Here is a 23,831-nt window from a genome sequence, read left to right as displayed (position 1 = left end):
TCAAAACAAGCTCATATTATTTAGTAGTATTGCGAGTTTCAGTCAGTTTCTTGTCCTTCAACTCAAGTGTAATATCTGACGCTTGCGCCACTTCTTTACTATGCGTAACGACAATTACACATTTACCTGTTTTCTCGGCAAGTGATTTGAGCAGTTCGATAATATCTCCAGCAGTTTTAGGGTCCAGATTTCCTGTTGGCTCATCAGCTAGAATAACTGGAGCTTCTGATACCAAACTGCGAGCGATGGCAACACGTTGTTGTTGCCCACCTGATAACTGGAGAACATTCCGCTTGATCTGACTTTCATCCAAACCAAGCTCAAGAAGGGTATCCTTAGTCGCCTTTTTGTTGACCAAGCGGATATTTTCCAGTGGAGAAAGATAATCAATCAAATTATAATTTTGAAAGACCAGAGAAATATGGTGCATGCGATGGTAAGAATATCCCTTATTCCGAATGTCCTCTCCTTGGAAAAGGATAGAACCCTCGACAGGACTATCTAGACCAGCAAGCAGGGACAAGAGAGTGGATTTTCCTGCTCCTGACTCACCAATGATACTATAAAATTTTCCGGGTTCAAAATTATACTTGATCTGATATAAAACTGCTTCAGCAGTGTTCTTATAACGGTAGGTAACATCTTGCAATTGTAATAAAGTCATGATTTCTCCTTCTTATACTCGATGAAAATCAAAGAGCAAACTAGGAAGCTAGCTGCAGGTTGCTCAAAGCACAGCTTTGAGGTTGCAGATAAGACTAACGAGGTTTGAATTTGATTTTCGAAGAGTATTAACTAATAGATGATAAAATTTCCTTAGGTGATTTTCTAAATAAGAATACGAAACAAAGGGCTACAGACAAGCAACTAATCAGGAGCAGAAAGACATAGGATTCTGCAAAGGATAGGAGACTGGTTGATAGACCACTTGCTTTGGCCAGCGTGTCCTGCAAGGTTGTCTGATCTCCACTGGCTAGTACAGTTTGTAGCAGATAGGAGGTAATGGCATTTCCAGCAATAAAGGATGGAAGCAAAGCTCCGAGGGATACCAAAACTACCTCTAAACAGAATTGTAGGAAGATTGAGCTCTTGCCTTTTCCAAGTGCGAGTAAAATTCCCACTTCGTAGACTCTTTCTCTCAACCAGAGAGACAAGACCAAAATTAAGGCTCCAGCTCCAGCTATCAACATCCCATAAAGGAAGATGGTCAGGAAGGTTTGGAAGGTTGCAACTGAGTCTTTGATCTGTTCAAAGGCTTTGTTTTCCTTCTCTACTTGGTAACCTTGATTTTCCAAGGCCAAGCTTTCCACTTGCTTCATGAGTCCGTCCATTTCCTTAGGATTTTCTACATAGAAGCGCGCTGCACTGACTTGAGGTTCACTATTTCCTAAAAGAGTCTGGCTACTTTCATAGTCTGTAAAGACTTGGTTTTCACTGAAGTCAGAAGACAAGCCTGTGAATTTTTCTTGCTTTTTACCAGAAAAGATGCCGACAATCTCAAACTCAACTGTTTTCCCTTTTCCAGATTCTGACTGTCCAGCATCCAAGCCAATCTTGTCATGAAGCGAAAGATTGTTCTTCTTAGCCAACTCTTCGTGGATCAGGATTTTCTTAGCATCCCCTTTTTGAAGGTGTCGGCCTTCTTTTAGATTGAAAGCCGAACTGGTAAAGGTGACATCCTTGGATGAATCCTCAAGAGCCGTTAAGCTGACCAAATTCTTGTCCGCAGCGGACAAATCATCTCGTTCTACGCTCTGCTCACCACTCACCGCTTCCTTGTCTTTCAGTTTTGCGACCGTCTCGAGTTCAGGAGAGACATTTTCCAGTCCCTTAATTTTGCTCACGGATGCTAGGTCTGACAACTTGAAAGTCTGACCATTCTCTATCTTCTTAATAGAAAAAGATGTATTGAGTGATTTGTAAAGATTCGTTTCTACTGTTTTGTTGGACTTCATCAGAGTCAAACAGGCTGAAATTCCGGCCAATAGGACCAATAAAATCAGAAATAAAATAAAACTTCTCAGTCGTTTTCTGCTGACATAAGCCCAAGCTCTTTGGATTGGATTCATTTGTCACCTCCATATTTGTAAGACTATTATAAAATCCAAATATGAAATGTTTATGAAATCGAAAAAACTTTTTGATTTATTTTTTGAAAAAATGAAGAAAGCTAGCAACTGCTAACTTTCCTCATATTAGAACACGTTTTACCAATCAAAAATCGACTCCATTCTATAAATGATAGTTCTTGATGCCAATAGCTTCCGATATCCAAAATACCTCCTCTAGTCCTCTTTAGAAAAATAAAAAGAGCTAGCCAAAGCTAACTCTTACCCTATGCGGAGAGAGGGACTTGAACCCTCACGACCTAAAGCGGTCACAGGATCCTTAGTCCTGCGCGTCTGCCAATTCCGCCATCCCCGCGTCGATTACTTTACTAGTATATCAACTTTCAAAATCTTTGTCAACACTTTTTTCAGATTTTTTTCATTTTTCCAAGGGAATCATTCTTTAATTTCATCAAGATTTTCATCCAGTAATTTGGCTCCCAGAGTATTCTTAAAATGTCCAAGAGCAAACTGATGATTTTCTGGCCAGATGGAGGCAACCGCAGGCTTGACAACCTCGATTTGATAACCTAGATTATAAGCATCAATAGCCGTATGGAGAACACAAATATCTGTCAAAACACCAATTAAGATGACTGTATCAACTCGACGTTCTCGCAAGCGAATATCTAAATCCGTTCCTGAAAATGCTGAATAGTGACGCTTGTCCATCCAAAAGACACGACTATCAGAAGCATGGGCTTGGTAAAAATCCGCTAGTTTTCCATACAAGTTGCGACCACTAGTTCCAATGATGTTGTGAGGTGGGAAAAGTTTACTCTCAGGATGAAAATCATCCCCTTCCTCATGAGCATCAATGGTGAAGAAAACATAGTCTCCACGATCAAAAGCCAGTCTAGTCACCTGAGCAATCGCCTCAGAAATAGCTTGAGCAGGAGCACCTGCTGTCAATTTTCCCTGATCTGCTACAAAATCCTCTGTATAGTCAATCGAGATTAAAGCCTTTGCCATTAGTAGTCCCTCTTTTTCACTTCCTCAAAGATATCTGAAATCAATACTTTGAGATAGGTTCCCTTCATTCCTAGTGAACGGCTTTCAATAATTCCTGCCGACTCTAGCTTACGGAGAGCATTGACGATCACTGAGCGCGTAATACCGATACGATCTGCAATGACAGATGCAGTCAATTGTCCTTCATTTCCATTTAGCTCAGATAAAATAGCTGAAACAGCACGAAGTTCTGAGTAGGAGAGGGTATTGACTGCCATAGTTACAGCAGTACGGCGACGGATATTTTTCTCATCTTCTTCACGTTGGAAGTTCAAGAGTTGAATCCCCACAACAGTGCTTGCAATCTCAACAAGTATCAAATCCTCATCTTCAAATTTCTTATCATTACGCCAAATAATCAATGAACCTAGGCGAATCCCTGATACATGAATGGGAGCAATGGTTGTCAAACCATCTGGAAAATCCGCACGACTCTCTACAGGGAAAATGGTCAAATCATGTTCAATAGGAAGATTGGCCTCCGTATCGTAGATCATGTTTGCCCCTTGTACATAGTCATCTGGGAACGTCTTGGTTTGGAAAAACTGCTCTACACGGTCTGTATTGGTTTTATAGCGCATAAAGTAGCCCAAAAGACGGCCATTGCTATTGACAATGCAGGCATTGCAATCAATAATGTCTGCTAGTTGACGTGTAATGGCATTGTATGGAAGTTCATCCTGCATTTGCTCTTCTGAGCGTTTTAAAATTGATGTAATTTTTCTTGTTTTTTCTAATAAATGTGCCATTTTTTACCTCGCATATAATCGCTTCCATTATAACATAGAAAAGTCTTTATTTCAATAATTATCTGAAAATTGCTTATTGAATTGCAATTTTTAAAAGCAAAAATATTTTAGAAAAAATAGGATTTTTGTGTTGACAGCAAAAATAAATTTTGTTATTATAACATTATAAGAAGATGAATTAAAGGTCCCTTCCCATCTCACCTTTCCTTGACTATTATCCATCTTCTTTTCCCCTTGGTCTCCTTATATATAAAAGCGATTCACTTTGTGAATCGCTTTTTCCTATTTATCTCCCTTGTTACGAATAACAAAGCCTGTTTTCTTTTCGCTTGAAGTGTTGCGAGGTTTTTTATTGTCTTTATTTCGGTAACGTCTGTCTTTATCAAAACGATCGTTCCCACGACTACCTTTCTTGAATTCATCACGACGACCATTGCCACGGCGATCACGGTCTCGACGGTCGTCCCCACGACGGCCTCCACGACCTCCCTTAGCTTTGCCAGCAAAGCCATTACCTGATGGTTTAAATGGCAGTGGTTTTTCACGTGCAATCTCAACCTCTGGTAAGCTGTCAGGATCTTGGACAGTCAGACTCAAGATATACATAGCCAATTCTTCTGGACTAAATTCGGCAGCTAACTTACGAGCATCTTTAGCAAATTTCTCAAAGTTGGAACGAATTTCTTCATTTGCGAAATCACGTTCGATTTTCTTGAGAGCTACCTGTTTTTTAGCTTGGAAGGCTTCTTCTGCACTTGCAGGTTTGAGACCTTTCATGCGTTTCTTGGTCAAGTTCTCAATGATTTGGAGATAGCCCATTTCGTTTGGTGATACAAAAGTAATAGACTGACCTGACTTACCAGCACGCCCTGTACGACCGATACGGTGAACATAGCTTTCAGGATCTTGTGGAATATCGTAGTTGTAGACATGGGTCACACCTGAAATATCCAAACCACGCGCTGCCACGTCTGTTGCTACGAGGACATCTAGATTGCCATTTTTGAAATCACGAAGGACACGAAGACGTTTGTTTTGGTCCAAATCACCATGAATGCCTTCTGCACGGAAACCACGGATTTTAAGTCCACGAGTCAATTCATCCACACGGCGTTTGGTACGACCAAATACAATAGAAAGTTCAGGTTGTTCTACATCCATGAGACGGGTCATGGTGTCGAATTTTTCTTGTTCCTTGACACGGATATAGTACTGATCTACCAGTTCTGTGGTTAATTCTTTAGCAGCAATCTTGACATGTTCTGGTTCTTTCATGAACTGAACCCCAATACGTTTGATGGCATCTGGCATTGTTGCTGAAAAGAGTAAGGTTTGACGACTTTCAGGGACACGAGAGATAATAGCTTCGATGTCTTCTAGGAAGCCCATGTTGAGCATTTCGTCCGCTTCATCAAGGATGAGGGTTTCAATATCGTGCAATTTCAAAGCCTTGCGTTTGATCAAGTCCAAGAGACGGCCTGGTGTTCCGACAACGATGTGGGCACCAGACTTAAGGGCCTTGATTTGTTTCTCAATGCTTGAACCGCCATATACTGAGCGGACTTTGACTCCCTTACTACGACCAAAGCGGAAGAGTTCCTCTTGACTTTGGACAGCTAGTTCACGAGTTGGAGCGATGACCAAGGCTTGAATAGTTGCTTCTTCTGTACGGATTTTTTCAAGGGTTGGCAAGCCAAAGGCTGCGGTTTTCCCTGTACCAGTCTGAGCTTGACCGATAACGTCTTTTCCCTCAAGAGCCAATGGAATGGTCTGTTCTTGGATGGGACTTGCTTCTACAAATCCAGCTTTTTCAATCTCTGCTAGCAAATCAGCAGACAAGTTAAATTCATTAAATTTCACGTTTTTCTTCTTTCTAAAGATGGTGCGAAGCCATCCTATAGCGCTTAGTATATACTTTTCTTTTCATGATGTATCTTCTTAAAAAACGAGATACCGTGTTGCTTCTTTTCCACGAAAGAAAAGTACGAGTTTCTTTGCAACCTATCTAGTATAACACAAGAGCGGGGCAAAAGATAGTAGAATCTTTAAGGAAAATCATGTAAACGATTTTCCACAAATATAAATACAGCCTTATATGGTTCGTTTCTCCCGTAGCAGAATTGTGCAAAAGTTTTTTTCTTGTGCTAGAATGAAACCAAATAGGAGGAACTAAAAATGTTAACTTATGATTTAATCGTTATCGGGTTTGGTAAGGCAGGGAAAACACTGGCTGGGAAACTGGCTTCAGCTGGTAAAAAAGTGGCTCTTATCGAACGTAGCAAGGCCATGTATGGCGGAACATGTATCAACATCGGATGTATCCCAACTAAGACCTTGTTAGTTGCTGCTGAGAAGGATTTGTCTTTTGAAGAAGTCATTGCTACCAAAAATACCATCACTAGTCGCCTCAACGGTAAAAACTACGCTACTATTGCGGGAACAGGTGTGGATATCTTTGATGCAGAAGCACACTTCCTTTCAAATAAGGTGATCGAGATCCAAGCAGGTGACGAAAAACAAGAACTGACTGCTGAAACAATCGTCATCAATACTGGCACTGTTTCAAACGTCTTACCTATTCCTGGACTTGCTACAAGTAAAAATGTCTTTGACTCAACAGGTATCCAAAACTTGGACAAATTACCAGAAAAATTTGGAATTCTTGGTGGTGGAAACATCGGTCTTGAATTCGCAGGACTCTACAACAAACTTGGTAGCAAAGTCACAGTCCTAGATGCCTTGGATACATTCCTTCCTCGTGCAGAACCTTCCATCGCAGCTCTTGCTAAACAATACATGGAAGAAGACGGCATTGAATTGCTTCAAAACATCCGTACTACTGAAATCAAAAACGACGGTGAGCAAGTCCTCGTCGTAACTGAAAACGAAACCTACCGTTTTGATGCCCTTCTCTACGCAACTGGACGTAAACCGAATGTAGAACCACTTCAACTTGAAAATACAGATATTGAACTAACTGAGCGTGGTGCTATCAAGGTCGACAAACACTGCCAAACAAACGTTCCTGGTGTCTTTGCAGTTGGAGACGTCAACGGTGGACCTCAATTTACCTACATTTCACTTGATGACTTCCGTGTTGTCTACAGCTACCTTGCTGGAGATGGTAGCTACACACTTGAAGACCGGCTCAATGTACCAAACACCATGTTCATCACACCAGCTCTTTCTCAAGTTGGCTTGACGGAAAGTCAAGCAGCTGATTTGAAACTTCCATACGCTGTTAAAGAAATTCCTGTTGCAGCTATGCCTCGTGGTCACGTAAATGGAGACCTTCGCGGAGCCTTCAAAGCTGTTGTCAATACTGAAACCAAAGAAATTCTCGGTGCAACTATCTTCTCAGAAGGTTCTCAAGAAATCATCAACATCATCACTGTTGCTATGGACAACAAGATTCCTTACACTTACTTCACAAAACAAATCTTCACTCACCCAACCTTGGCTGAGAACTTGAATGACTTGTTTGCGATTTAAGTTGAGACTGATTCGTTAACCAACAGCCCTCATCGGGCTGTTTTTGTTTCTGCGAAATCTCAAATCTGTCTTTTCTTTCTTTTATGATATAATAGAAACATGAAATTAAAAACTACTTTGGGCCTTCTTGCTGGGCGTTCTTCCCACTTCATCTTGAGCCGTCTTGGCCGTGGAAGTACGCTCCCAGGAAAAGTCGCCCTTCAATTTGATAAAGATATTTTACAAAATCTAGCTAAGAACTACGAGATTGTCGTGGTCACTGGAACCAATGGAAAAACCTTAACAACTGCCCTCACTGTCGGCATTTTAAAAGAGGTTTATGGTCGGGTTCTGACCAATCCTAGTGGTGCCAACATGATTACGGGGATTACGACAACCTTCTTGACTGCAAAATCTTCTAAAACTGGGAAAAATATTGCAGTCCTTGAAATTGACGAAGCCAGTCTATCTCGTATCTGTGATTATATCCATCCTAGCCTTTTTGTCATCACTAATATTTTCCGTGACCAGATGGACCGCTATGGTGAGATTTACACGACTTATAACATGATTTTGGATGCCATCCGCAAGGTGCCTACGGCTACTGTTCTCCTCAATGGTGACAGTCCCCTTTTCTACAAGCCAGCTATTCCAAATCCTGTAGAGTATTTTGGTTTTGACTTGGAAAAAGGACCAGCCAAACTAGCTCACTACAATACCGAAGGGATTCTCTGCCCTGACTGTCAAGGCATCCTCAAATATGAGCACAATACCTATGCCAACTTGGGAGCCTATATCTGTGAAAATTGTGGATGTAAACGTCCTGACTTGGACTACCGTCTGACGGAATTGGTTGAGTTGACTAACAATCGCTCTCGCTTTGTGATCGACGGCCAAGAATATGGTATTCAAATCGGTGGACTTTACAACATCTACAATGCCCTTGCTGCGGTTGCCATTGCCCGTTTCCTCGGTGCAGATTCGCAACGAATCAAACAAGGATTTGACAAGAGTCGCGCTGTCTTTGGTCGTCAGGAAACCTTCCATATCGGCGACAAGGAATGTACTCTCGTCTTGATTAAGAATCCAGTCGGTGCAACTCAAGCCATCGAGATGATTAAACTAGCTCCTTGCCCATTTAGCCTTTCTGTCCTTCTCAACGCCAACTATGCTGATGGAATAGATACTAGCTGGATCTGGGATGCAGACTTTGAACAAATCATTGACATGGACATTCCTGAAATCAACGCTGGTGGTGTTCGTCATTCTGAAATCGCTCGCCGTTTACGGGTGACTGGCTTCCCAGCTGATAAAATCACTGAGACAAGCAATCTTGAGCAAGTTCTTAAGACAATTGAGAACCAAGACTGCAAGCATGCCTATATCCTAGCTACCTATACTGCCATGCTGGAATTCCGCGAACTGCTGGCTAGTCGTCAGATTGTTAGAAAGGAGATGAACTAATGGTTTATACTTCACTTTCCTCAAAAGCTGGCAACTACCCTTATCAGCTCAACATCGCCCACCTCTATGGAAACCTCATGAATACCTATGGGGACAATGGAAACATCCTTATGCTCAAGTATGTAGCTGAAAAGCTAGGGGCTCATGTGACGGTTGACATCGTTTCTCTCCATGATGACTTTGACGAAAATCACTACGATATCACCTTTTTCGGTGGGGGTCAAGACTTTGAACAAAGTATTATCGCGGGAGACCTACCTGCTAAAAAAGAGAGCATTGACAACTACATCCAAAAGGACGGTGTGGTTCTAGCCATCTGCGGTGGTTTCCAATTATTAGGGCAATATTATGTTGAAGCTTCAGGAAAACGCATCGAAGGGTTAGGAGTCATGGGCCACTACACACTCAACCAGACCAATAACCGCTTTATCGGTGATATCAAGATTCACAATGACGAATTCGATGAAACCTACTATGGATTTGAAAACCACCAAGGCCGTACCTTCCTCTCAGATGACCAAAAACCACTGGGACTGGTTGTCTATGGAAATGGAAACAACGAAGAAAAAGTCGGTGAAGGGGTTCATTATAAGAATGTCTTTGGTTCCTACTTCCACGGGCCTATCCTCTCTCGTAATGCCAATCTGGCTTATCGCCTAGTCACTACTACTCTCAAGAAAAAATACGGTCAGGACATCCAACTCCCTGCCTATGAGGACATTCTCAGCCAAGAAATCGCTGAAGAATACAGCGACGTCAAAAGCAAGGCTGACTTTACCTAAACTAAGGAAAACTAGACCAAAGAACCCCGATATCTTGTCGGAGTTCTTTTTGCCTGTTCTTTTACCCTTCTCCCTTGCATTTTCTCTCATTTTTTGCCAAAATAGAGGGGTAGAAAGAAGGTAGCATATGTCTAAATTACAACAAATCCTAACATATCTTGAATCAGAAAAACTAGACGTCGCTGTCGTATCTGACCCCGTCACTATCAATTACCTCACTGGCTTTTACAGTGATCCCCATGAACGCCAAATGTTCCTCTTTGTCCTAGCGAATCAGGAACCTCTCCTCTTTGTCCCAGCCCTTGAGGTTGAGCGTGCAAGCAGCACTGTTTCCTTCCCAGTTGTGGGCTATGTAGACTCTGAAAATCCATGGAAGAAAATCCAGAATGCCTTGCCACAACTTGATTTCAAACGTGTCGCTGTTGAGTTTGACAATCTTATCTTGACTAAATACCATGGTTTGAAAACGGTCTTTGAAACTGCTGAGTTTGAAAACCTCACTCCTCGCATCCAACGCATGCGCCTCATCAAATCAGCTGATGAAGTCCAAAAAATGATGGTTGCAGGTCTCTATGCGGACAAGGCTGTTAATGTTGGTTTTGACAATATTTCTCTTGATAAGACTGAGACAGATATCATCGCACAAATCGACTTTGCCATGAAACGTGAAGGCTATGAAATGAGCTTTGATACCATGGTCTTGACTGGTGATAACGCTGCAAATCCACACGGCATCCCTGGAGCGAACAAGGTCGAAAAGGATGCCCTTCTCCTCTTTGACCTCGGTGTTATGGTTAATGGCTACGCCTCTGACATGACTCGTACAGTAGCTGTCGGCAAACCAGACCAGTTCAAGAAAGATATCTACAACTTGACTCTGGAAGCCCAACAAGCTGCCCTTGACTTTATCAAGCCAGGTGTGACTGCTCATGAAGTGGACCGCGCAGCCCGTGAAGTCATCGAGAAAGCTGGTTATGGAGAGTACTTCAACCACCGTCTTGGTCACGGTATCGGTATGAATGTCCACGAATTCCCTTCTATCATGGAAGGAAACGACATGGTCATCGAAGAAGGCATGTGCTTCTCTGTTGAACCAGGCATCTATATCCCTAGTAAAGTCGGTGTTCGTATCGAAGACTGCGGTGTTGTCACCAAGGATGGCTTTGACCTCTTTACCAGCACCAGCAAGGATTTGCTTTATTTTGATTAAACATAGAGACAAGCAAAAAGTCAGCTCAAATAGCTGACTTTTTTATTTTATCTTTTTAATACTTTGACAGAGAAGAAATCCTGCAAACATTCCAACAAAATTCTGCAATAAATTGTGAGGAACATCTGCCAAGGCTACACCCCATCCTTTCATCCAAGCAGTAGCAAAGGCATAACCAGCTACCATGACGATCGAGGCCAAGACTAATCCAAGCCACTGCCATTTGCCTTTAAAACCTGCAAAATAGCCCTGTGAACCATGGAAAATCAAGCTGAAGATCATCCAGTGAGGATAACCTGAAATAAGGTCAATGATAAAACCTCCTAGACCTCCAACGATGGCTCCTTCACGGCGCCCAAAATAAAAGGCGGTAAAGAAAATTCCAGCATCCAAAAAAGTGAGAATTCCAGTAGCTGTTGGGATTTTCACAACATAACCTAAAGCTACTGATAGGGCTGTTAAGATAGATACTAGGGCGATTTTATTTGTTTTGGTTTGCTTCATATTGTCTTACTCCATATTGATCTGCTTGTGCAATAGCACGGTAAACGAAAGCTTTAGAGCTTTCCACTGCTGCTAATAGTTCTTCATCTTTAACCAGGTGACTGGCAATGCTTGAGGCAAAGGTACAACCTGCACCAGCATTTTGCCCTTGGATAACAGGATTTTCTAGGATCGTAAAGTTTTGTCCGTCATAAAAGACATCCACAGCTTTGTCCTGACTAAGGCGATTGCCCCCCTTGATAATGACTGCTGGCGCTCCTAATTCATGCAATTTCTGCGCTGCAGTTTTCATATCTTCCAAGGTTTTAATCTCTTGATCAGCTAATAATTCTGCCTCTGGAAGATTTGGCGTAATCACACTGACATGAGGAAAAAAGCGGATCAATTCTTGGCAGAGTTGGCTGACTGCTACATCATGCGTTTCCTTGCAGACCAAGACAGGGTCTAACACCACAGGTACTCCTGGGCGTTGTTTGATAAAATCCAAGGCTTTCTCAGCCACACTGACAGTAGGGAGAAGACCAATCTTGATTCCCGCAAAATCCACGTCACGCAAACTATCCAACTCATGTTGGAAAATAGTATCATCCGTAGGGAAAACTTCAAAGCCTTTTTCGGTCAAGGCTGTCAAACAAGTCACTGCTACAAAGCCATGCAAACCATTTAAAGTATAGGTAGCCAAATCAGCTGACAAACCGCCACCACTAAAAATATCATTTCCAGAAAGTGCTAAAATACGATTATTCCTCATAACGAATCTCCTTTAAATACAAGCCATTCGGTGTCGCAGTGGGACCTGCAAACTGCCTGTCCTTCTTCTCCAAAATCAAGTCAATCTGCTCAACTGGCATTCGGTTATTTCCAATTTTGAGCAGCGTCCCCACCATATTGCGAATCTGCTTATACAAGAAGCCATTTCCAGAAAATGTAAAGGTCAAAAACTGCCCTGTCTCATCGACTGTTAAACTCGCTTCTGTAATGGTCCGAACCTTGTCCTCTACACTAGTCCCAGAGGCTGTAAAACCGGTGAAATCATGGGTTCCCTCTAGCTTTTTGATTGCCATCTGCATGCGTTCCACATCGAGGGGGTAGGGAAAGTGAGTAGCATAGTGACGGCGCATAGGATTTTTGGGTCGCCCTCTATCCACGATAAACTCATAGATCTTGCTATGCTTGGCATAACGGCAATGAAAATCATCTGCCACAAGCTCCATCGAGATTACATCGATATCTTCAGGAGATTGGGTATCCAGGGCAAAACGAAGTTTCTCCTCATCCATCTGATAGGGCAGGTCAAAATGAATGACCTGTCCCAGAGCATGAACCCCACTATCAGTCCTACCAGCACCGTGAACAGTGATGGCTTGCCCCTTATTGAGTCTCGCTAAGGTTTTTTCGATTTCCTCCTGAACGCTCCGCGCATGAGGCTGGCGCTGAAAACCAGCAAAAGCGTAACCGTCATAAGAAATGATTGCTTTATATCTTGTCATGTGTCTATTTTATCAGGAAATAATAGTACAAACAAGTTTAAAAAACAATAATTGTCTGGGGACAAAAATGAAAAAGAAAAACTTAGGAAATCAATCCTAAGCTTTCTTTTGAAGTACAAACATGACAAATACGGAAGTCACTATTAACCAGCATCCTAGAATGGTGAAGACAAACATACCGTTTTGAGTCATCAAGCCAATCGCCCCAAGAATGAAAGGTGTAGTAAAGGCTCCAAAGCTACATCCTAGCACTGCGAAAGACGTTGCCTGATTAAGGAGGTTAGCTGGGATTCTTTCAGAAAGAAGCTGAAAGACAGTGGTCAAGGCTACGCTGTAGGCAAAACCTGCCACAATACTTCCAACTACCATCACACCCAATGACGGAGACAAAGCTATCACAATCTGTCCCAATCCAAAGGTGATACCTGACCAAAGGAGCAACCTTTCTTTAAAGAGAGAGATAAAGAAAGAAAAACTCACACCTGCCAAGATACCAATCAACTGCATGATACTTAAAACCAAACTCGATAACTGGGCATCCCCTAGACCTCTTTCCACCATCAGACTAGGAATACGAATAGTGATAGCTGTATTGGTGCAGACAACAACTGCTGCTTCGACAGCCAATAGAAAAATTAAGCCTTTCATCTGTCCTGTCAAACGAGTCATTTCGGCCTCTTTTTTCTTTGTTTCTTTCTTTTCTTTCCCATAAGGGACAAAGAGCAGATAAAGAATCAATACTAAAAATCCCGCACTGTAGGCCAAGAAGGTCACTGTCCATCCCAAGGATAAGAGTTGACCTACCACTAGAGTCAAAATCGACGCCCCGACAACTTCTGCTGATCCGCGAAGACCCAACATCTGGATCCGTGTCTTTCCATGATAGCGTTCGCTAATGATGGAAATGGCCTTGGCATTGATCATTCCAACACCCAAGCCAAATAAAATCCGCATCGCAAAGACAAAGTTATAATCCTGATACCAGAAGGGAGCTGTTCCACCGATAGAAAGGATGAGAAGCCCCAGACTAATCTGAAGACGTTCAGGAAACAAACGCTCTAGCACCCCGTTTAAGACTAGCATAATCATGATTCCAAAAGAAGGGAGACTGACTAGGAGCTCGATTTGTTCTTTGGGATAGCCCTGATAGTAGTCAAACATGGCTGGTAAAGCACTTGAGATGGAAAAGGAGGTAATCAAAACGAGGGAGAGGGCCAAAATACTAGCCCGTTCTAAAAATTGTTTCATGAATTTTCTTTCTGTATATTTCTCACTGTTAATCCTTTTAAAAGGAAGAGGGCAAGAAAAGAAGGAGCCCGATTGAACTAGAGACTCCGTCCTAATTTCCCTTATAGGAAGACTATTTTCGCTTGATTTGCTTGATCAGATAGAAGATAAAGCCTGCAACCATATACGCCACAAAAATGATCAAACACCATTTGATAACCACGTCCCAACCCTTGTTCACATTTAAAAAGAAATAAGGGAAGGGATTGTCCTTGGAATTCGGAATATTGAGTTTTAAGACCAGACCGTTAAACAAGGCAAAAATCATATAAACCAAGGGCAAGATGGTCCACAAGACTGGATCCCAGATCTTGTATTGACCCTGTTTATCAAAGAAGAGGGTATCTGCTAAAAACCAGAGTGGAACGATATAGTGGCAAAGGAAATTTTCCACACGGTAAAAGTCTGTCGCGATCGGAGCAAGCATAAAATGGTAAATCACACAGGTAATCATGATACTCATGGTAACGCCACCCTTGAGACGAAGCAAGGTCGGACTTTGCCAATTTTCACCTGAACGGCTCATCACACGGAGCAGATAGCCCGTGAAAATCGTTACCAAAAGATTAGACAACACTGTGTAGTAAAGGAGCATACCAAAGCCACCGTGCTTGGTAATCTCCAAATAAACTCCTGTAAATGCCGCTAAGAACAAAAGTACACGACTATAAAAGATAAATTTATAATTCAGTTTCATGGCTAGATTTTCTTAACAAATTCTGACTTGAGTTTCATAGCTCCAAAACCATCAATCTTACAGTCGATGTTGTGGTCACCTTCTACGATACGGATATTTTTAACACGAGTTCCTTGTTTCAAATCCTTAGGCGCCCCTTTTACTTTCAAGTCCTTGATAAGGGTTACAGTATCTCCGTCAGCCAATTTATTTCCATTGGCATCGATAGCAACAACACCTTCTTCTACTTCTGCAACTTCTGCAGGATTCCACTCATAGGCACACTCTGGACAGACCAAGAGACTTCCATCTTCGTAGACATATTCTGAATTACATTTTGGACAATTTGGTAAGTTGTTCATGGGTTCTCCTTATAACATTTCACTATTTTTTGAAAATCAAAATTTCTCGAACAGCAACTATTATACCGTAAAATCCTACTTTTGACAATGTGTCCTAAGTCCAGCAGACAAAAAAAGTCATGCACCTTTTTACAGTTACATGACTTTTAAAAGATGATTGGTCATGGGCACTTATCAAGCACCTCATGATAAAAGGGGTAGCAACTATATCTTACAAACCAGGAGCTTGTCCAAGTTCTGCCGCAAGCATCCAAACTGTTTTTTCAAGTTCAGCCTTAGCCCCAACAAAGATATCGTTTGTAACATCATCGCCTTCTTCGTCAGTTACATCCAAAGCTTTTTGGAAAAGAGTGATGAGGTAGCGATAAATAGCTAGAACACGTTCCAAGCTTTCTTCAACGTTACGGAATTCTCCTTCTTCTTCTTCAATTTCACTGTGTTGAAGGAATTCTGTCAAAGTTGAGTAAGGTTTGCCACCAAGGGTAATCAAACGTTCGCTAATTTCGTCAAGATAGCCATCAAGGCTGTCCATGTATTCATCCATTTTTGGATGCCAAACGAGGAAGCCACGGCCACGCATATACCAATGAACTTGGTGAAGGGCGATGTGAGCCACATACAAGTCCGCTACTGCTTGGTTCAATACTTCCTTTGTTTTTGCCAATGCTACTGGCGCTGTTTTAGATAATGTTGTTACGTCTTTTACTGCTTCTTTTTTCAATTCAACCATTTTTCTTACCTCGTAATATTATTTTTGTAACCAATTTATTGATTACTACCTAAGTATACTACTCCTGATATACAAAAGCAAGGGAATTAACTCATATTAAAAAAGTTGTAATTGACTGATAATTTAAGAAAATCTAGCTTTATTTTCTTAGCTGACTTGATCGGATTTGCTTGAAAATTGGCTTTGGTACAGATCATAATAAAAGCCTTTTTCTTGGAGCAAGCTTTCATGATTTCCCTGCTCAATAATCTGCCCATCTTTAAGAACGAGAATCTTGTCTGCTTCTTGAATGGTAGAGAGACGGTGAGCGATAACAAAGCTGGTTCTTCCCTTCATCAAGCGTTTCATAGCTTTTTGAATCAAGAGCTCCAAACGGGTATCAACAGAAGAAGTCGCTTCATCCAGAATGAGAATTTTAGGATTGGCTAGGAGAGCACGCGCGATAGTCAAGAGTTGTTTTTGCCCGAGGGAAATATTGCTGGACTCTTGGTTCATCTCCATGTTGTAACCACCAGGAAGAGTTCGAATAAAGTGGTCTACATTTGCTGCTTTGGCAGCTTCTATTATTTCCTCATCACTGGCGTCAAGATTTCCAAAATGTAGGTTTTCTTTGATAGTACCTTCATAAAGCCAAGCATCCTGCAAGACCATCCCAAACTGACGGCGGTAGTCTTGTCGTGACAACTCGCGAATATCCTGGCCGTCAACCAAGATTGCACCTGCTGTAACATCATAAAAACGCATGAGTAGATTGATCAAGGTTGTCTTACCAGCTCCAGTCGGACCAACAATCGCTACCATCTCTCCTGGTTGAACTTCTAGATTAAAGTCTCGAATCAATGGTTTGTTTTCGACATACTGGAAATCAACTTGCTTAAAAGTTACCTGACCCGTTAAAGGTTCAAGGATTTCGAGTTCTTCTCCCTCGACTTCCTCTGTCTCATCCAAGACCTCAAAAATACGGTCTAGCGAAGACTTGGCACTTTGCATTTGACCCGCAAGTTGTGTGATGTTTTGGATAGGCTGGCTAACCTGCCAAACATACTGAACAAAGGCCTGCATATTCCCCACTGTCAAACGGCCCGCAATAACCTGCAAACCACCAAGAACTGCAACGATCAGATAGGTCAAGTCTGATACGGCATGGAGAGCTGGCATCATGAGTCCAGAGATAAAGCTGGCTTTAAAGCCAACACGTTGGAGGTCGTCCGTAATCTCAGAAAATTCTTTATGAGAAGTTTCCTCACGACCATAGAGTTTCAAGACATTAAAACCTGTGAGATTTTCCTGCACATAGCCATTCATACGTCCTAAAATAGCCGCCTGCTCTTTAAAATAAGGCTGAGAACGTTTCAGGATACTTCTTGCACCAAAATAGGTCACTGGAATGGATAGAATCACCACTATAGCCAGCTGAAAGTTTAAGTATAATACCATTCCCATCACGAGGACAATCGTCAAAAGGGCATTGACAATTTGAAGAAAAGACTGCTGAAGAGCGTTGGACATTGTCTCAACATCACTGGTAAAGCGCCCCAACAAATCACCGAACTGGTGTTTGTCAAAGAAGGATACTGGGATACGATTGATTTTTTCAGTCATTTCATTTCGCAGATCCTGAGTCATAGACTGGACCGCATTGGTCATGAAATAGTTGGAATAATAAGAACCAAGTTCATACAAGAGACCTCTAAAGAGGTAAATGATTAAAACAGTTCCGATGTAGCTAGTATTGATAGCAGCACCTGAAAGGCCCTTAGCCATATCTAAGAGATTCTTTGTCAACTCCGTAATGGCTAGCCCCAATACAAAAGGTTCTAAGACACTCATGACCACACTCAAAATTTTTAGAAAGACTGCAAAGAAGACAGAAAAACGGTAGGCTTTTAAATAGCTCCACAAACGAGCCAAACTAGATTGTGTTTTCATATTTCCTCCTATTCTTCTGTTAGCGATGCATTTTTCAACTGCGACTCAGCAATTTCACGATAGATGTCATTTGTCTCCATTAATTCCTCATGTCGACCGCGACCCACGATTTCTCCCTTATCAAGAACGATGATCTGATCCGCATCCATGATGGTTCCGACACGCTGGGCAACAATTAAGACTGTTGCATTTTGAGTGACTTCCTTAAGTCTACGACGCAAAATGGCATCCGTGCGATAGTCCAAGGCTGAGAAGGAATCATCAAAAATATAGATATCAGGATTCTTTATAACCGCTCGGGCAATTGATAGACGTTGTTTCTGTCCACCAGAAAGATTGCTTCCGCCTTCAGCTAGATGGGTCGCAAAGCCTTCGTCTCGGCTATCGATAAACTCTTTGGCTTGCGCCACATCTGCCGCCTGATTTAAGTCTGCAGAACTAGCGTCTTCTTTCCCATAGCGGATATTTTCAGCGATGGTTCCAGTAAAGAGTAAGGCCTTCTGTGGAATAAAACCAATCTTTTGACGAAGAGACTTAAGTCGATAATCCCTCACATCGACACCATCAACTTTGATTTTCCCAAGGATAACATCGTAAAAACGGGGAATCAATTGCACAAGAGAGGACTTACCAGATCCGGTCGAACCGATAAAGGCAATGGTTTCACCCGGTTTGGCACAGAACGAAATATTGTGCAAAACAGGATTTTCCGTCTCACCTGGATAAGCAAAGGTGACATTTTCAAATTCCAAATAGCCGTGGGTTTCAGTTTCTCTGATACCTCCTTCATTTGGATCAATAGAAATCGGCATATCCATGACTTCTTTCAAACGTTCACTCGAAACGGCTGTACGAGGATACATGGTGAAGAGATTGGATAGGAAAAGGAAGGACAAGAGGGCGTGGAAACTATATTCGATAAAGGCTACTAGGTCCCCAATTTGAAGAGAACCTTGTTTGATAGGATCCAGAGCAAACCAGACAATAGCCACAATCATGGCAATGATAATCTGAACAAACAAGGGTTCCGTTAAACCGGTTAGTTTAAACAGACGATTGGAATTAGCTGCATAGACCGCATTTTGTCCTGCAAAGCGTTCCTCTTGAAACTCTTCACGAGCAAAGGCACGAATGACACGGAGCCCCATCAGATTTTCCCTGGCATATTGATTTATCTTATCTAAGGTAGCCTGCTGTTTTTCTGATAAAGGTCGCGTCTTGACCGCTACATAAATGACCACCACAGCCAAGAAAGGTACTGCAAAAGCTACTATCCAAGCCAATGACGGACTGGTCAAAAAGATCATTAAAATACTAGACAACATCATCATGGGAGTAATGACACCCAGTTTTAAGGTCTGTTCTGCAAACTGCATGAGAACAAAGGCATCACTGGTGATACGAGTAACCAGTGAAGATACTCCTATCTTTTCATATTCATGATGAGAATACTCTTGCAATTTGGCATAGAGATCATCCCTCATATCCTTGACCATATTGGTCGTTAGCTTACTAGCAGCATAGGCTAAGACTATACGCCCCAAGGTTCCACATAGGATGATCACCAGCATGATTGCCGCCCAAACATACAATTGATGTTCATTTCCTTTATTCACACCTTCATCAATCATCCGAGCCAGAACGGTTGGCAATCCAAGATTGACGATAACGAAGAAAATCGCTCCAAAGAAATCCAAGAATAACCACTTGGGATATTTTTTCAAATAAGACCAAATATAGAGCATAACTCCTCCTTTCATAACTTTTTAATACAGAAAAGAGCGCGCATCCGCACGCCTTTCCTTCCCTGAGGAACTTTCCTAGTCGGAAAAATTCCTCTTTCACAAGAATACTCCAAGTAAAAACAAGACAGGCAGTCAAAGTCACCTAGTACTTTTGACTGTCTGTCTGGAATAAGTTAGATTATTTTACAAAGTCAAGCAATGCCAAGAAGCTTTCAGCTTCAAGTGACGCACCACCAACAAGGGCACCGTCAACGTCTGGGCAAGCCATGTATGAAGCAACGTTTTCAGGTTTAACTGAACCACCGTATTGAACACGAACTTTGTCAGCAACTTCTTGACCAAAGTCAGCCGCTACAACGTCACGAACAACTTTACACATTTTTTGTGCGTCGTCTTGTGAAGCTGATTTACCAGTACCGATAGCCCAGATTGGCTCATAAGCGATAACTGATGCAGCAACTTGCTCAGCTGTCAATCCAGCCAAAGCAGCAGATACTTGAGCACCTACGAATTCAGCTGCTTTACCAGCTTCGTAAGTTTCAAGTGACTCACCACAACAGATAATTGGAAGCATACCGTTTGCAAAGATTGCTTTTGCTTTTTTGTTGATATCTTCGTCAGTTTCATGGAAGTAGTCACGACGTTCTGAGTGACCGATAACAACGTAGTCAGTACCGATTTCTTTCAAAACTTGTGGGCTTGTTTCACCAGTGAAAGCACCTGCATTTTCAAAGTAGCAGTTTTGAGCAGCAACTTTAAGGTTTGAACCTTTTGCAGCAGCAAGAACAGCTGTCAAATCAACTGCAGGAGCTGCGATACCTGCTTCAACAAGGTCTGATGAAGGAAGTTTTGATGCAACGGCTTCAACGAACGCTTTTGCTTCTTCTGGATTTTTGTTCATTTTCCAGTTACCAGCGATAAATGGTTTACGTGACATTTCACATACCTCTTTTTTCATTTTATTTTCTATTATTTTATCATATTTATAAAGAGCTTGCAAACCTTACTCTAATTTTCAATATTTTTCAAGCGACTAATCTTGCCACAAATTCATGGCATCGAGAAAATCGGCTGAAGCTTGAACTTGTTTAGGATTGTTTGCTTCTCTCTCAGCTCGTTTAGCTTCCACTTGGGCCACAGACTGGATGCCTTCATGGCGCCAATTCCGAAGGATAGCCTGAATATATTTCCAATTTGGTTTGCCATTTAGAACGGCCTCTCGAAGAGCTTCTTTGATCAAATCCGCCTTGATTCCATCGTCTTTGACTGTCTTGGAAAGATCTTCGATTTCAAACGGCGTTAACAAACGTCCTAATTCCTGCTGGAAAGTCTCAACCAAATCCTTCAATTGATTTTGCGGGTTTGGGGTAGTTGTAGCTGGAGTTTGGCTGTCCAACAAGCTATCCAAGCGTTCAAAAGCTAAACTAGCATCAAAAATAAGCTCAATCTCCCCATTTAGTTCAATCGTTCGATATTGTAGTAGTCCATTTTCAGTCAAGTTTGAAATGGATTGGTTGACATCTGAAAGTTCTTTGCCAATAGTTTCTGCGATTTGGCTTGGCGACAGCTCATCCAAAGCAGATGTATTTTGTAGATAGAAAAATTGCCAGACGAGAAAATCATCGCTGGAAGGAAAGAGTTCTTTAAAATGCAAGAGCAGGGCACTTGGCAAAACCAAGTTCCCTGATTTAAAAGCGTCAAAATATGTCATAATTCCTCTTATAAATATCCAAATGAAGCTGCATCGTCCTCTACCTTTTTCCAGTCAAAAGGAGTTTCCTGATAGACAGCATAGTTAACCCAGTTACTGAAAAAGAGGGCAGCTGATGAAGACCAACAGAGACACGGTGTCTCATTCACATCATCATTTTTGAAGTAATTTTCTGGAATGTGAGGATTAAGTCCTGCCTCATAATCACGAAAATACTCTTTTGCTAGAGTATCACGGTCATATTCTAAATGACCAAAACTATAGATCTCCCGAAGATCCCGACTGGCTAAAATAGCAACACCGACTTGTTCTCCCTCAGAGAGGATTTCCAGATTGGTTTTTCCTAATATCTCTTCCTTATAGATTTCTGTATGACGAGAATGGGGAGCTACATAGCTATCATCAAAACCACGAAAGAGAAGATGCCCCTCTTTCAAGGTATCCTGCGGGTAAATGCCTGATAATTTCTGCTCCATTTGGTGTTTTTCAACTCCATAGCGAGCATAAAGACCTGCTTGGGCACCCCAGCAGATATGCAGAGTAGAAAAAACATGCGTCTTGGACCATTCGATGACCTGTTTAAACTCCTCCCAGTAGTCCACCTCCTCAAAAGGCAAGTGCTCCACTGGAGCTCCCGTGATGATCATTCCATCAAAAAAGTCATTCTTGACCTCTGGGAAGGTCTTATAGAAGGTTTCCATATGTTCGGCACGGGTCGTTTTTGAACGATGCGTCTCCATATACAAGAAATCAATATCTAACTGTAGGGGCGTATTGGCCAAGTGCCGCAAGAGTTGTGTTTCTGTCACAATCTTTTGGGGCATCAGATTTAGAATCAAAATCTTCAAAGGTCGAATATCTTGGTGAGCAGCCCGTTGATCGTCCATGACAAAGATATTCTCTGTCCTTAGAATCTCAACAGCAGGTAATTTTTTTTCAATCCGAATCGGCATAATACCCTCCTAACAGTCATCTATTTCGGGAATGGCTTTATCTGCTTGAAAGCACAATCTTTCAAACTTTTCTTCCTTTTATTATACTGTATGAAGATATAGTTTTCAATTATAGTTTTTCTCTAACTAGCTATAGTTTGTTTATATAGCAGATGAAGAGAAAACAGCCCCAAGGACTGTTTTTCATTAATAATGCATAAGTACCTTGTAATCGTAATCTCCGATTTTTTCACGGCCTTTAAGTTCATCAAGTTCAATCAAGAAAGCACAACCTGCTACAACTCCACCAAGTCTTTCGATCATTTCAATGGTTGCCTTGACAGTTCCACCTGTCGCCAAGAGGTCATCTACAATGAGAACACGTTGACCTGGTTTGATGGCATCAGCGTGCATGGTCAAGGTATCAATACCGTACTCTTTTTCATAGTCAGCAGAAATCACTTCACGTGGTAATTTCCCTGGTTTACGAACAGGAGCAAATCCGATGCCCAACTCAAAAGCAACGGGACAACCGACAATAAATCCACGGGCCTCTGGTCCCACGATCATGTCAATCTTCTTGTCCGTTGCATACTGAACGATTTCACGAACAGCATAGCTATAAGCATTGCCATCTGCCATCAATGGGCTGATATCACGGAAGGTGATGCCTTCCTTAGGATAATTTTCAATCGTTGCGATATAATCTTTTAAATTCATCTTTTTCTTTCTTTCAAAGTTTTTTACTCTCTATTATACCATATTTTCTGTGAAAGAAGAAGAGGAAAGCACTTTTCCTTGATCCATCAGGAAATAAATGAACTCATTTTTTCTAGAATAAAAATATCATCAAAAAAAAACGAGCACTTTTGTACTCGTTTTTTATAAACTTATTGATTAAAGTGAGTTCACGTCAACCTTGATACCAACACCTTGAGTAGTTGTGATTGTCAAGCTTGTTACGTAAGTTCCTTTAGCAGTAGCTGGTTTAGCTTTTTGGATTGTTTCGTTGAATGCTTTGAAGTTTTCAACCAACTTGTCAGCTTCAAATGAAACTTTACCGATGATAGCTTGTACGATACCTGCACGGTCTGCACGGTAAGTGATTTTACCACCTTTAGACTCTTCAACTGCTTTAGCAACATCCATTGTTACAGTACCAGTTTTAGGGTTTGGCATCAAGTTACGTGGTCCAAGGACACGTCCAAGACGTCCAACAAGAGCCATCATATCAGGTGTAGCGATAACTACGTCGAAGTCCAACCAACCGTCGTTGATTTTAGCAACAAGGTCGTCTTCACCAACGAAGTCTGCACCAGCAGCTTTAGCTTCTTCAGCTTTAGCACCACGTGCAAATACAAGAACGCGAGCTGTTTTACCAGTACCGTTTGGCAATACCATTGCTCCACGGATTTGTTGGTCAGCTTTTTTAACGTCAATGTTCAAGTTGTAAGCAACTTCTACAGTTGCATCAAATTTTGCAAAGTTAGTTTCTTTTGCAAGAGCTACAGCTTCTTCTACGCTGTACGCTTTTGTGCTGTCGATTTTCTCAAGAGCAGCACGAAGTTGTTTGCTTTTTTTAGCCATTTTCTATTCTCCTTGTAAGTGGTTCAATCGATTTTCATCTCCCACGTCACTTCTCGAAATGATGAAGTCTTGCGGGTTATATA

General features: G+C 41.7%; 23 protein-coding genes and 1 tRNA gene. 4 read left to right on the top strand and 20 right to left on the bottom strand.

The features are described from left to right. Positions 1-16 precede the first annotated feature (16 nt). From vex2 to FGK98_RS02620, 6 genes are all read right to left on the bottom strand, one after another. A complete protein-coding gene (gene vex2, locus FGK98_RS02645) occupies positions 17-664 on the bottom strand; it encodes an ABC transporter ATP-binding subunit Vex2 (protein WP_000173740.1) in 648 nt (215 codons plus the stop codon). Between the two features lie 127 nt (positions 665-791). Continuing rightward, positions 792-2,069: an ABC transporter permease gene (locus FGK98_RS02640; protein WP_138099907.1), complete on the bottom strand. Its 1,278-nt coding sequence runs from the start codon at positions 2,067-2,069 to the stop codon at positions 792-794. Between the two features lie 269 nt (positions 2,070-2,338). After that, a tRNA-Leu gene (locus FGK98_RS02635) sits at positions 2,339-2,424 on the bottom strand. A gap of 80 nt (positions 2,425-2,504) precedes the next feature. Further along, positions 2,505-3,080, bottom strand: coding sequence for a cysteine hydrolase family protein (locus FGK98_RS02630; RefSeq protein ID WP_138099906.1), 576 nt, complete (start codon positions 3,078-3,080; stop codon positions 2,505-2,507). Beyond that, a complete protein-coding gene (codY, locus tag FGK98_RS02625; protein ID WP_138099905.1) occupies positions 3,080-3,868 on the bottom strand; it encodes a GTP-sensing pleiotropic transcriptional regulator CodY in 789 nt (262 codons plus the stop codon). Before codY ends, FGK98_RS02630 begins: the two co-directional genes overlap by 1 nt. 282 nt (positions 3,869-4,150) lie before the next feature. Continuing rightward, positions 4,151-5,728, bottom strand: a complete 1,578-nt coding sequence (locus FGK98_RS02620) for a DEAD/DEAH box helicase (protein ID WP_138099904.1) — start codon at positions 5,726-5,728, stop codon at positions 4,151-4,153. Positions 5,729-6,043: 315 nt separating this feature from the next. Here FGK98_RS02620 and FGK98_RS02615 point away from each other — a divergent pair, with 315 nt between their 5' ends. From FGK98_RS02615 to FGK98_RS02600, 4 genes are all read left to right on the top strand, one after another. After that, positions 6,044-7,360 (top strand): FAD-containing oxidoreductase, encoded by a 1,317-nt coding sequence (locus FGK98_RS02615; RefSeq protein WP_138099903.1) that lies wholly within the window; start codon positions 6,044-6,046, stop codon positions 7,358-7,360. 99 nt (positions 7,361-7,459) lie between these two features. Then, a complete protein-coding gene (murT, locus tag FGK98_RS02610; RefSeq protein ID WP_138099902.1) occupies positions 7,460-8,803 on the top strand; it encodes a lipid II isoglutaminyl synthase subunit MurT in 1,344 nt (447 codons plus the stop codon). Continuing rightward, entirely contained in the window at positions 8,803-9,585 is a 783-nt protein-coding gene (gene gatD, locus FGK98_RS02605; RefSeq protein ID WP_138099901.1) for a lipid II isoglutaminyl synthase subunit GatD, read from the top strand. Before murT ends, gatD begins: the two co-directional genes overlap by 1 nt. 127 nt (positions 9,586-9,712) lie before the next feature. Then, on the top strand, positions 9,713-10,795 hold the full coding sequence (locus FGK98_RS02600) for a M24 family metallopeptidase (protein ID WP_138099900.1): 1,083 nt from the start codon (positions 9,713-9,715) through the stop codon (positions 10,793-10,795). Positions 10,796-10,837: 42 nt separating this feature from the next. Here the strand turns inward: FGK98_RS02600 and FGK98_RS02595 are convergent, their stop codons facing one another. The 14 genes from FGK98_RS02595 to rplA all read right to left on the bottom strand — a co-directional run bounded on the left by FGK98_RS02595 (position 10,838) and on the right by rplA (position 23,748). Continuing rightward, the gene (locus FGK98_RS02595) at positions 10,838-11,299 is read right to left on the bottom strand and encodes an ECF transporter S component (protein ID WP_138099899.1); all 462 of its coding nucleotides are present in this window, start codon (positions 11,297-11,299) and stop codon (positions 10,838-10,840) included. Continuing rightward, positions 11,277-12,050 carry a bifunctional hydroxymethylpyrimidine kinase/phosphomethylpyrimidine kinase gene (locus tag FGK98_RS02590; RefSeq protein WP_138099898.1) on the bottom strand — a complete coding sequence of 258 codons (774 nt, stop codon included), beginning with the start codon at positions 12,048-12,050 and terminating at the stop codon, positions 11,277-11,279. The genes FGK98_RS02595 and FGK98_RS02590 overlap by 23 nt, the downstream gene beginning before the upstream one ends. Next, positions 12,040-12,789, bottom strand: a complete 750-nt coding sequence (gene truA, locus FGK98_RS02585) for a tRNA pseudouridine(38-40) synthase TruA (protein ID WP_138099897.1) — start codon at positions 12,787-12,789, stop codon at positions 12,040-12,042. Before truA ends, FGK98_RS02590 begins: the two co-directional genes overlap by 11 nt. Before the next feature lie 96 nt (positions 12,790-12,885). Beyond that, positions 12,886-14,037 (bottom strand): MFS transporter, encoded by a 1,152-nt coding sequence (locus FGK98_RS02580; RefSeq protein WP_138099896.1) that lies wholly within the window; start codon positions 14,035-14,037, stop codon positions 12,886-12,888. Between the two features lie 112 nt (positions 14,038-14,149). Beyond that, on the bottom strand, positions 14,150-14,773 hold the full coding sequence (locus FGK98_RS02575; RefSeq protein ID WP_125449194.1) for a Pr6Pr family membrane protein: 624 nt from the start codon (positions 14,771-14,773) through the stop codon (positions 14,150-14,152). Between the two features lie 2 nt (positions 14,774-14,775). Further along, positions 14,776-15,114 (bottom strand): zinc ribbon domain-containing protein YjdM, encoded by a 339-nt coding sequence (locus FGK98_RS02570; RefSeq protein ID WP_001061600.1) that lies wholly within the window; start codon positions 15,112-15,114, stop codon positions 14,776-14,778. A gap of 211 nt (positions 15,115-15,325) precedes the next feature. Further along, positions 15,326-15,844, bottom strand: a complete 519-nt coding sequence (locus FGK98_RS02565; RefSeq protein ID WP_000229893.1) for a Dps family protein — start codon at positions 15,842-15,844, stop codon at positions 15,326-15,328. 147 nt (positions 15,845-15,991) lie between these two features. After that, a complete protein-coding gene (locus tag FGK98_RS02560) occupies positions 15,992-17,773 on the bottom strand; it encodes an ABC transporter ATP-binding protein (RefSeq protein WP_138099895.1) in 1,782 nt (593 codons plus the stop codon). 8 nt (positions 17,774-17,781) lie between these two features. Beyond that, positions 17,782-19,518, bottom strand: a complete 1,737-nt coding sequence (locus FGK98_RS02555) for an ABC transporter ATP-binding protein (protein ID WP_138099894.1) — start codon at positions 19,516-19,518, stop codon at positions 17,782-17,784. Between the two features lie 178 nt (positions 19,519-19,696). Further along, a complete protein-coding gene (tpiA, locus tag FGK98_RS02550) occupies positions 19,697-20,455 on the bottom strand; it encodes a triose-phosphate isomerase (protein ID WP_000087899.1) in 759 nt (252 codons plus the stop codon). A 96-nt stretch (positions 20,456-20,551) separates the two neighbouring features. Then, positions 20,552-21,229 (bottom strand): DnaD domain-containing protein, encoded by a 678-nt coding sequence (locus FGK98_RS02545; protein WP_138099893.1) that lies wholly within the window; start codon positions 21,227-21,229, stop codon positions 20,552-20,554. An 8-nt stretch (positions 21,230-21,237) separates the two neighbouring features. Further along, entirely contained in the window at positions 21,238-22,182 is a 945-nt protein-coding gene (gene metA / locus FGK98_RS02540) for a homoserine O-acetyltransferase MetA (RefSeq protein ID WP_138099892.1), read from the bottom strand. 186 nt (positions 22,183-22,368) lie between these two features. After that, positions 22,369-22,881 (bottom strand): adenine phosphoribosyltransferase, encoded by a 513-nt coding sequence (locus FGK98_RS02535; protein WP_001049316.1) that lies wholly within the window; start codon positions 22,879-22,881, stop codon positions 22,369-22,371. Between the two features lie 177 nt (positions 22,882-23,058). Continuing rightward, positions 23,059-23,748 (bottom strand): 50S ribosomal protein L1, encoded by a 690-nt coding sequence (rplA, locus tag FGK98_RS02530; RefSeq protein ID WP_001085672.1) that lies wholly within the window; start codon positions 23,746-23,748, stop codon positions 23,059-23,061. Positions 23,749-23,831 lie beyond the last annotated feature (83 nt).

The organism is Streptococcus australis, assembly GCF_901543175.1.
In the GTDB taxonomy this organism is placed as follows: domain Bacteria; phylum Bacillota; class Bacilli; order Lactobacillales; family Streptococcaceae; genus Streptococcus; species Streptococcus australis_A.
The sequence above is the reverse complement of the archived record's forward strand: the minus strand, read 5'-3'. Positions and strand labels throughout refer to the sequence as shown.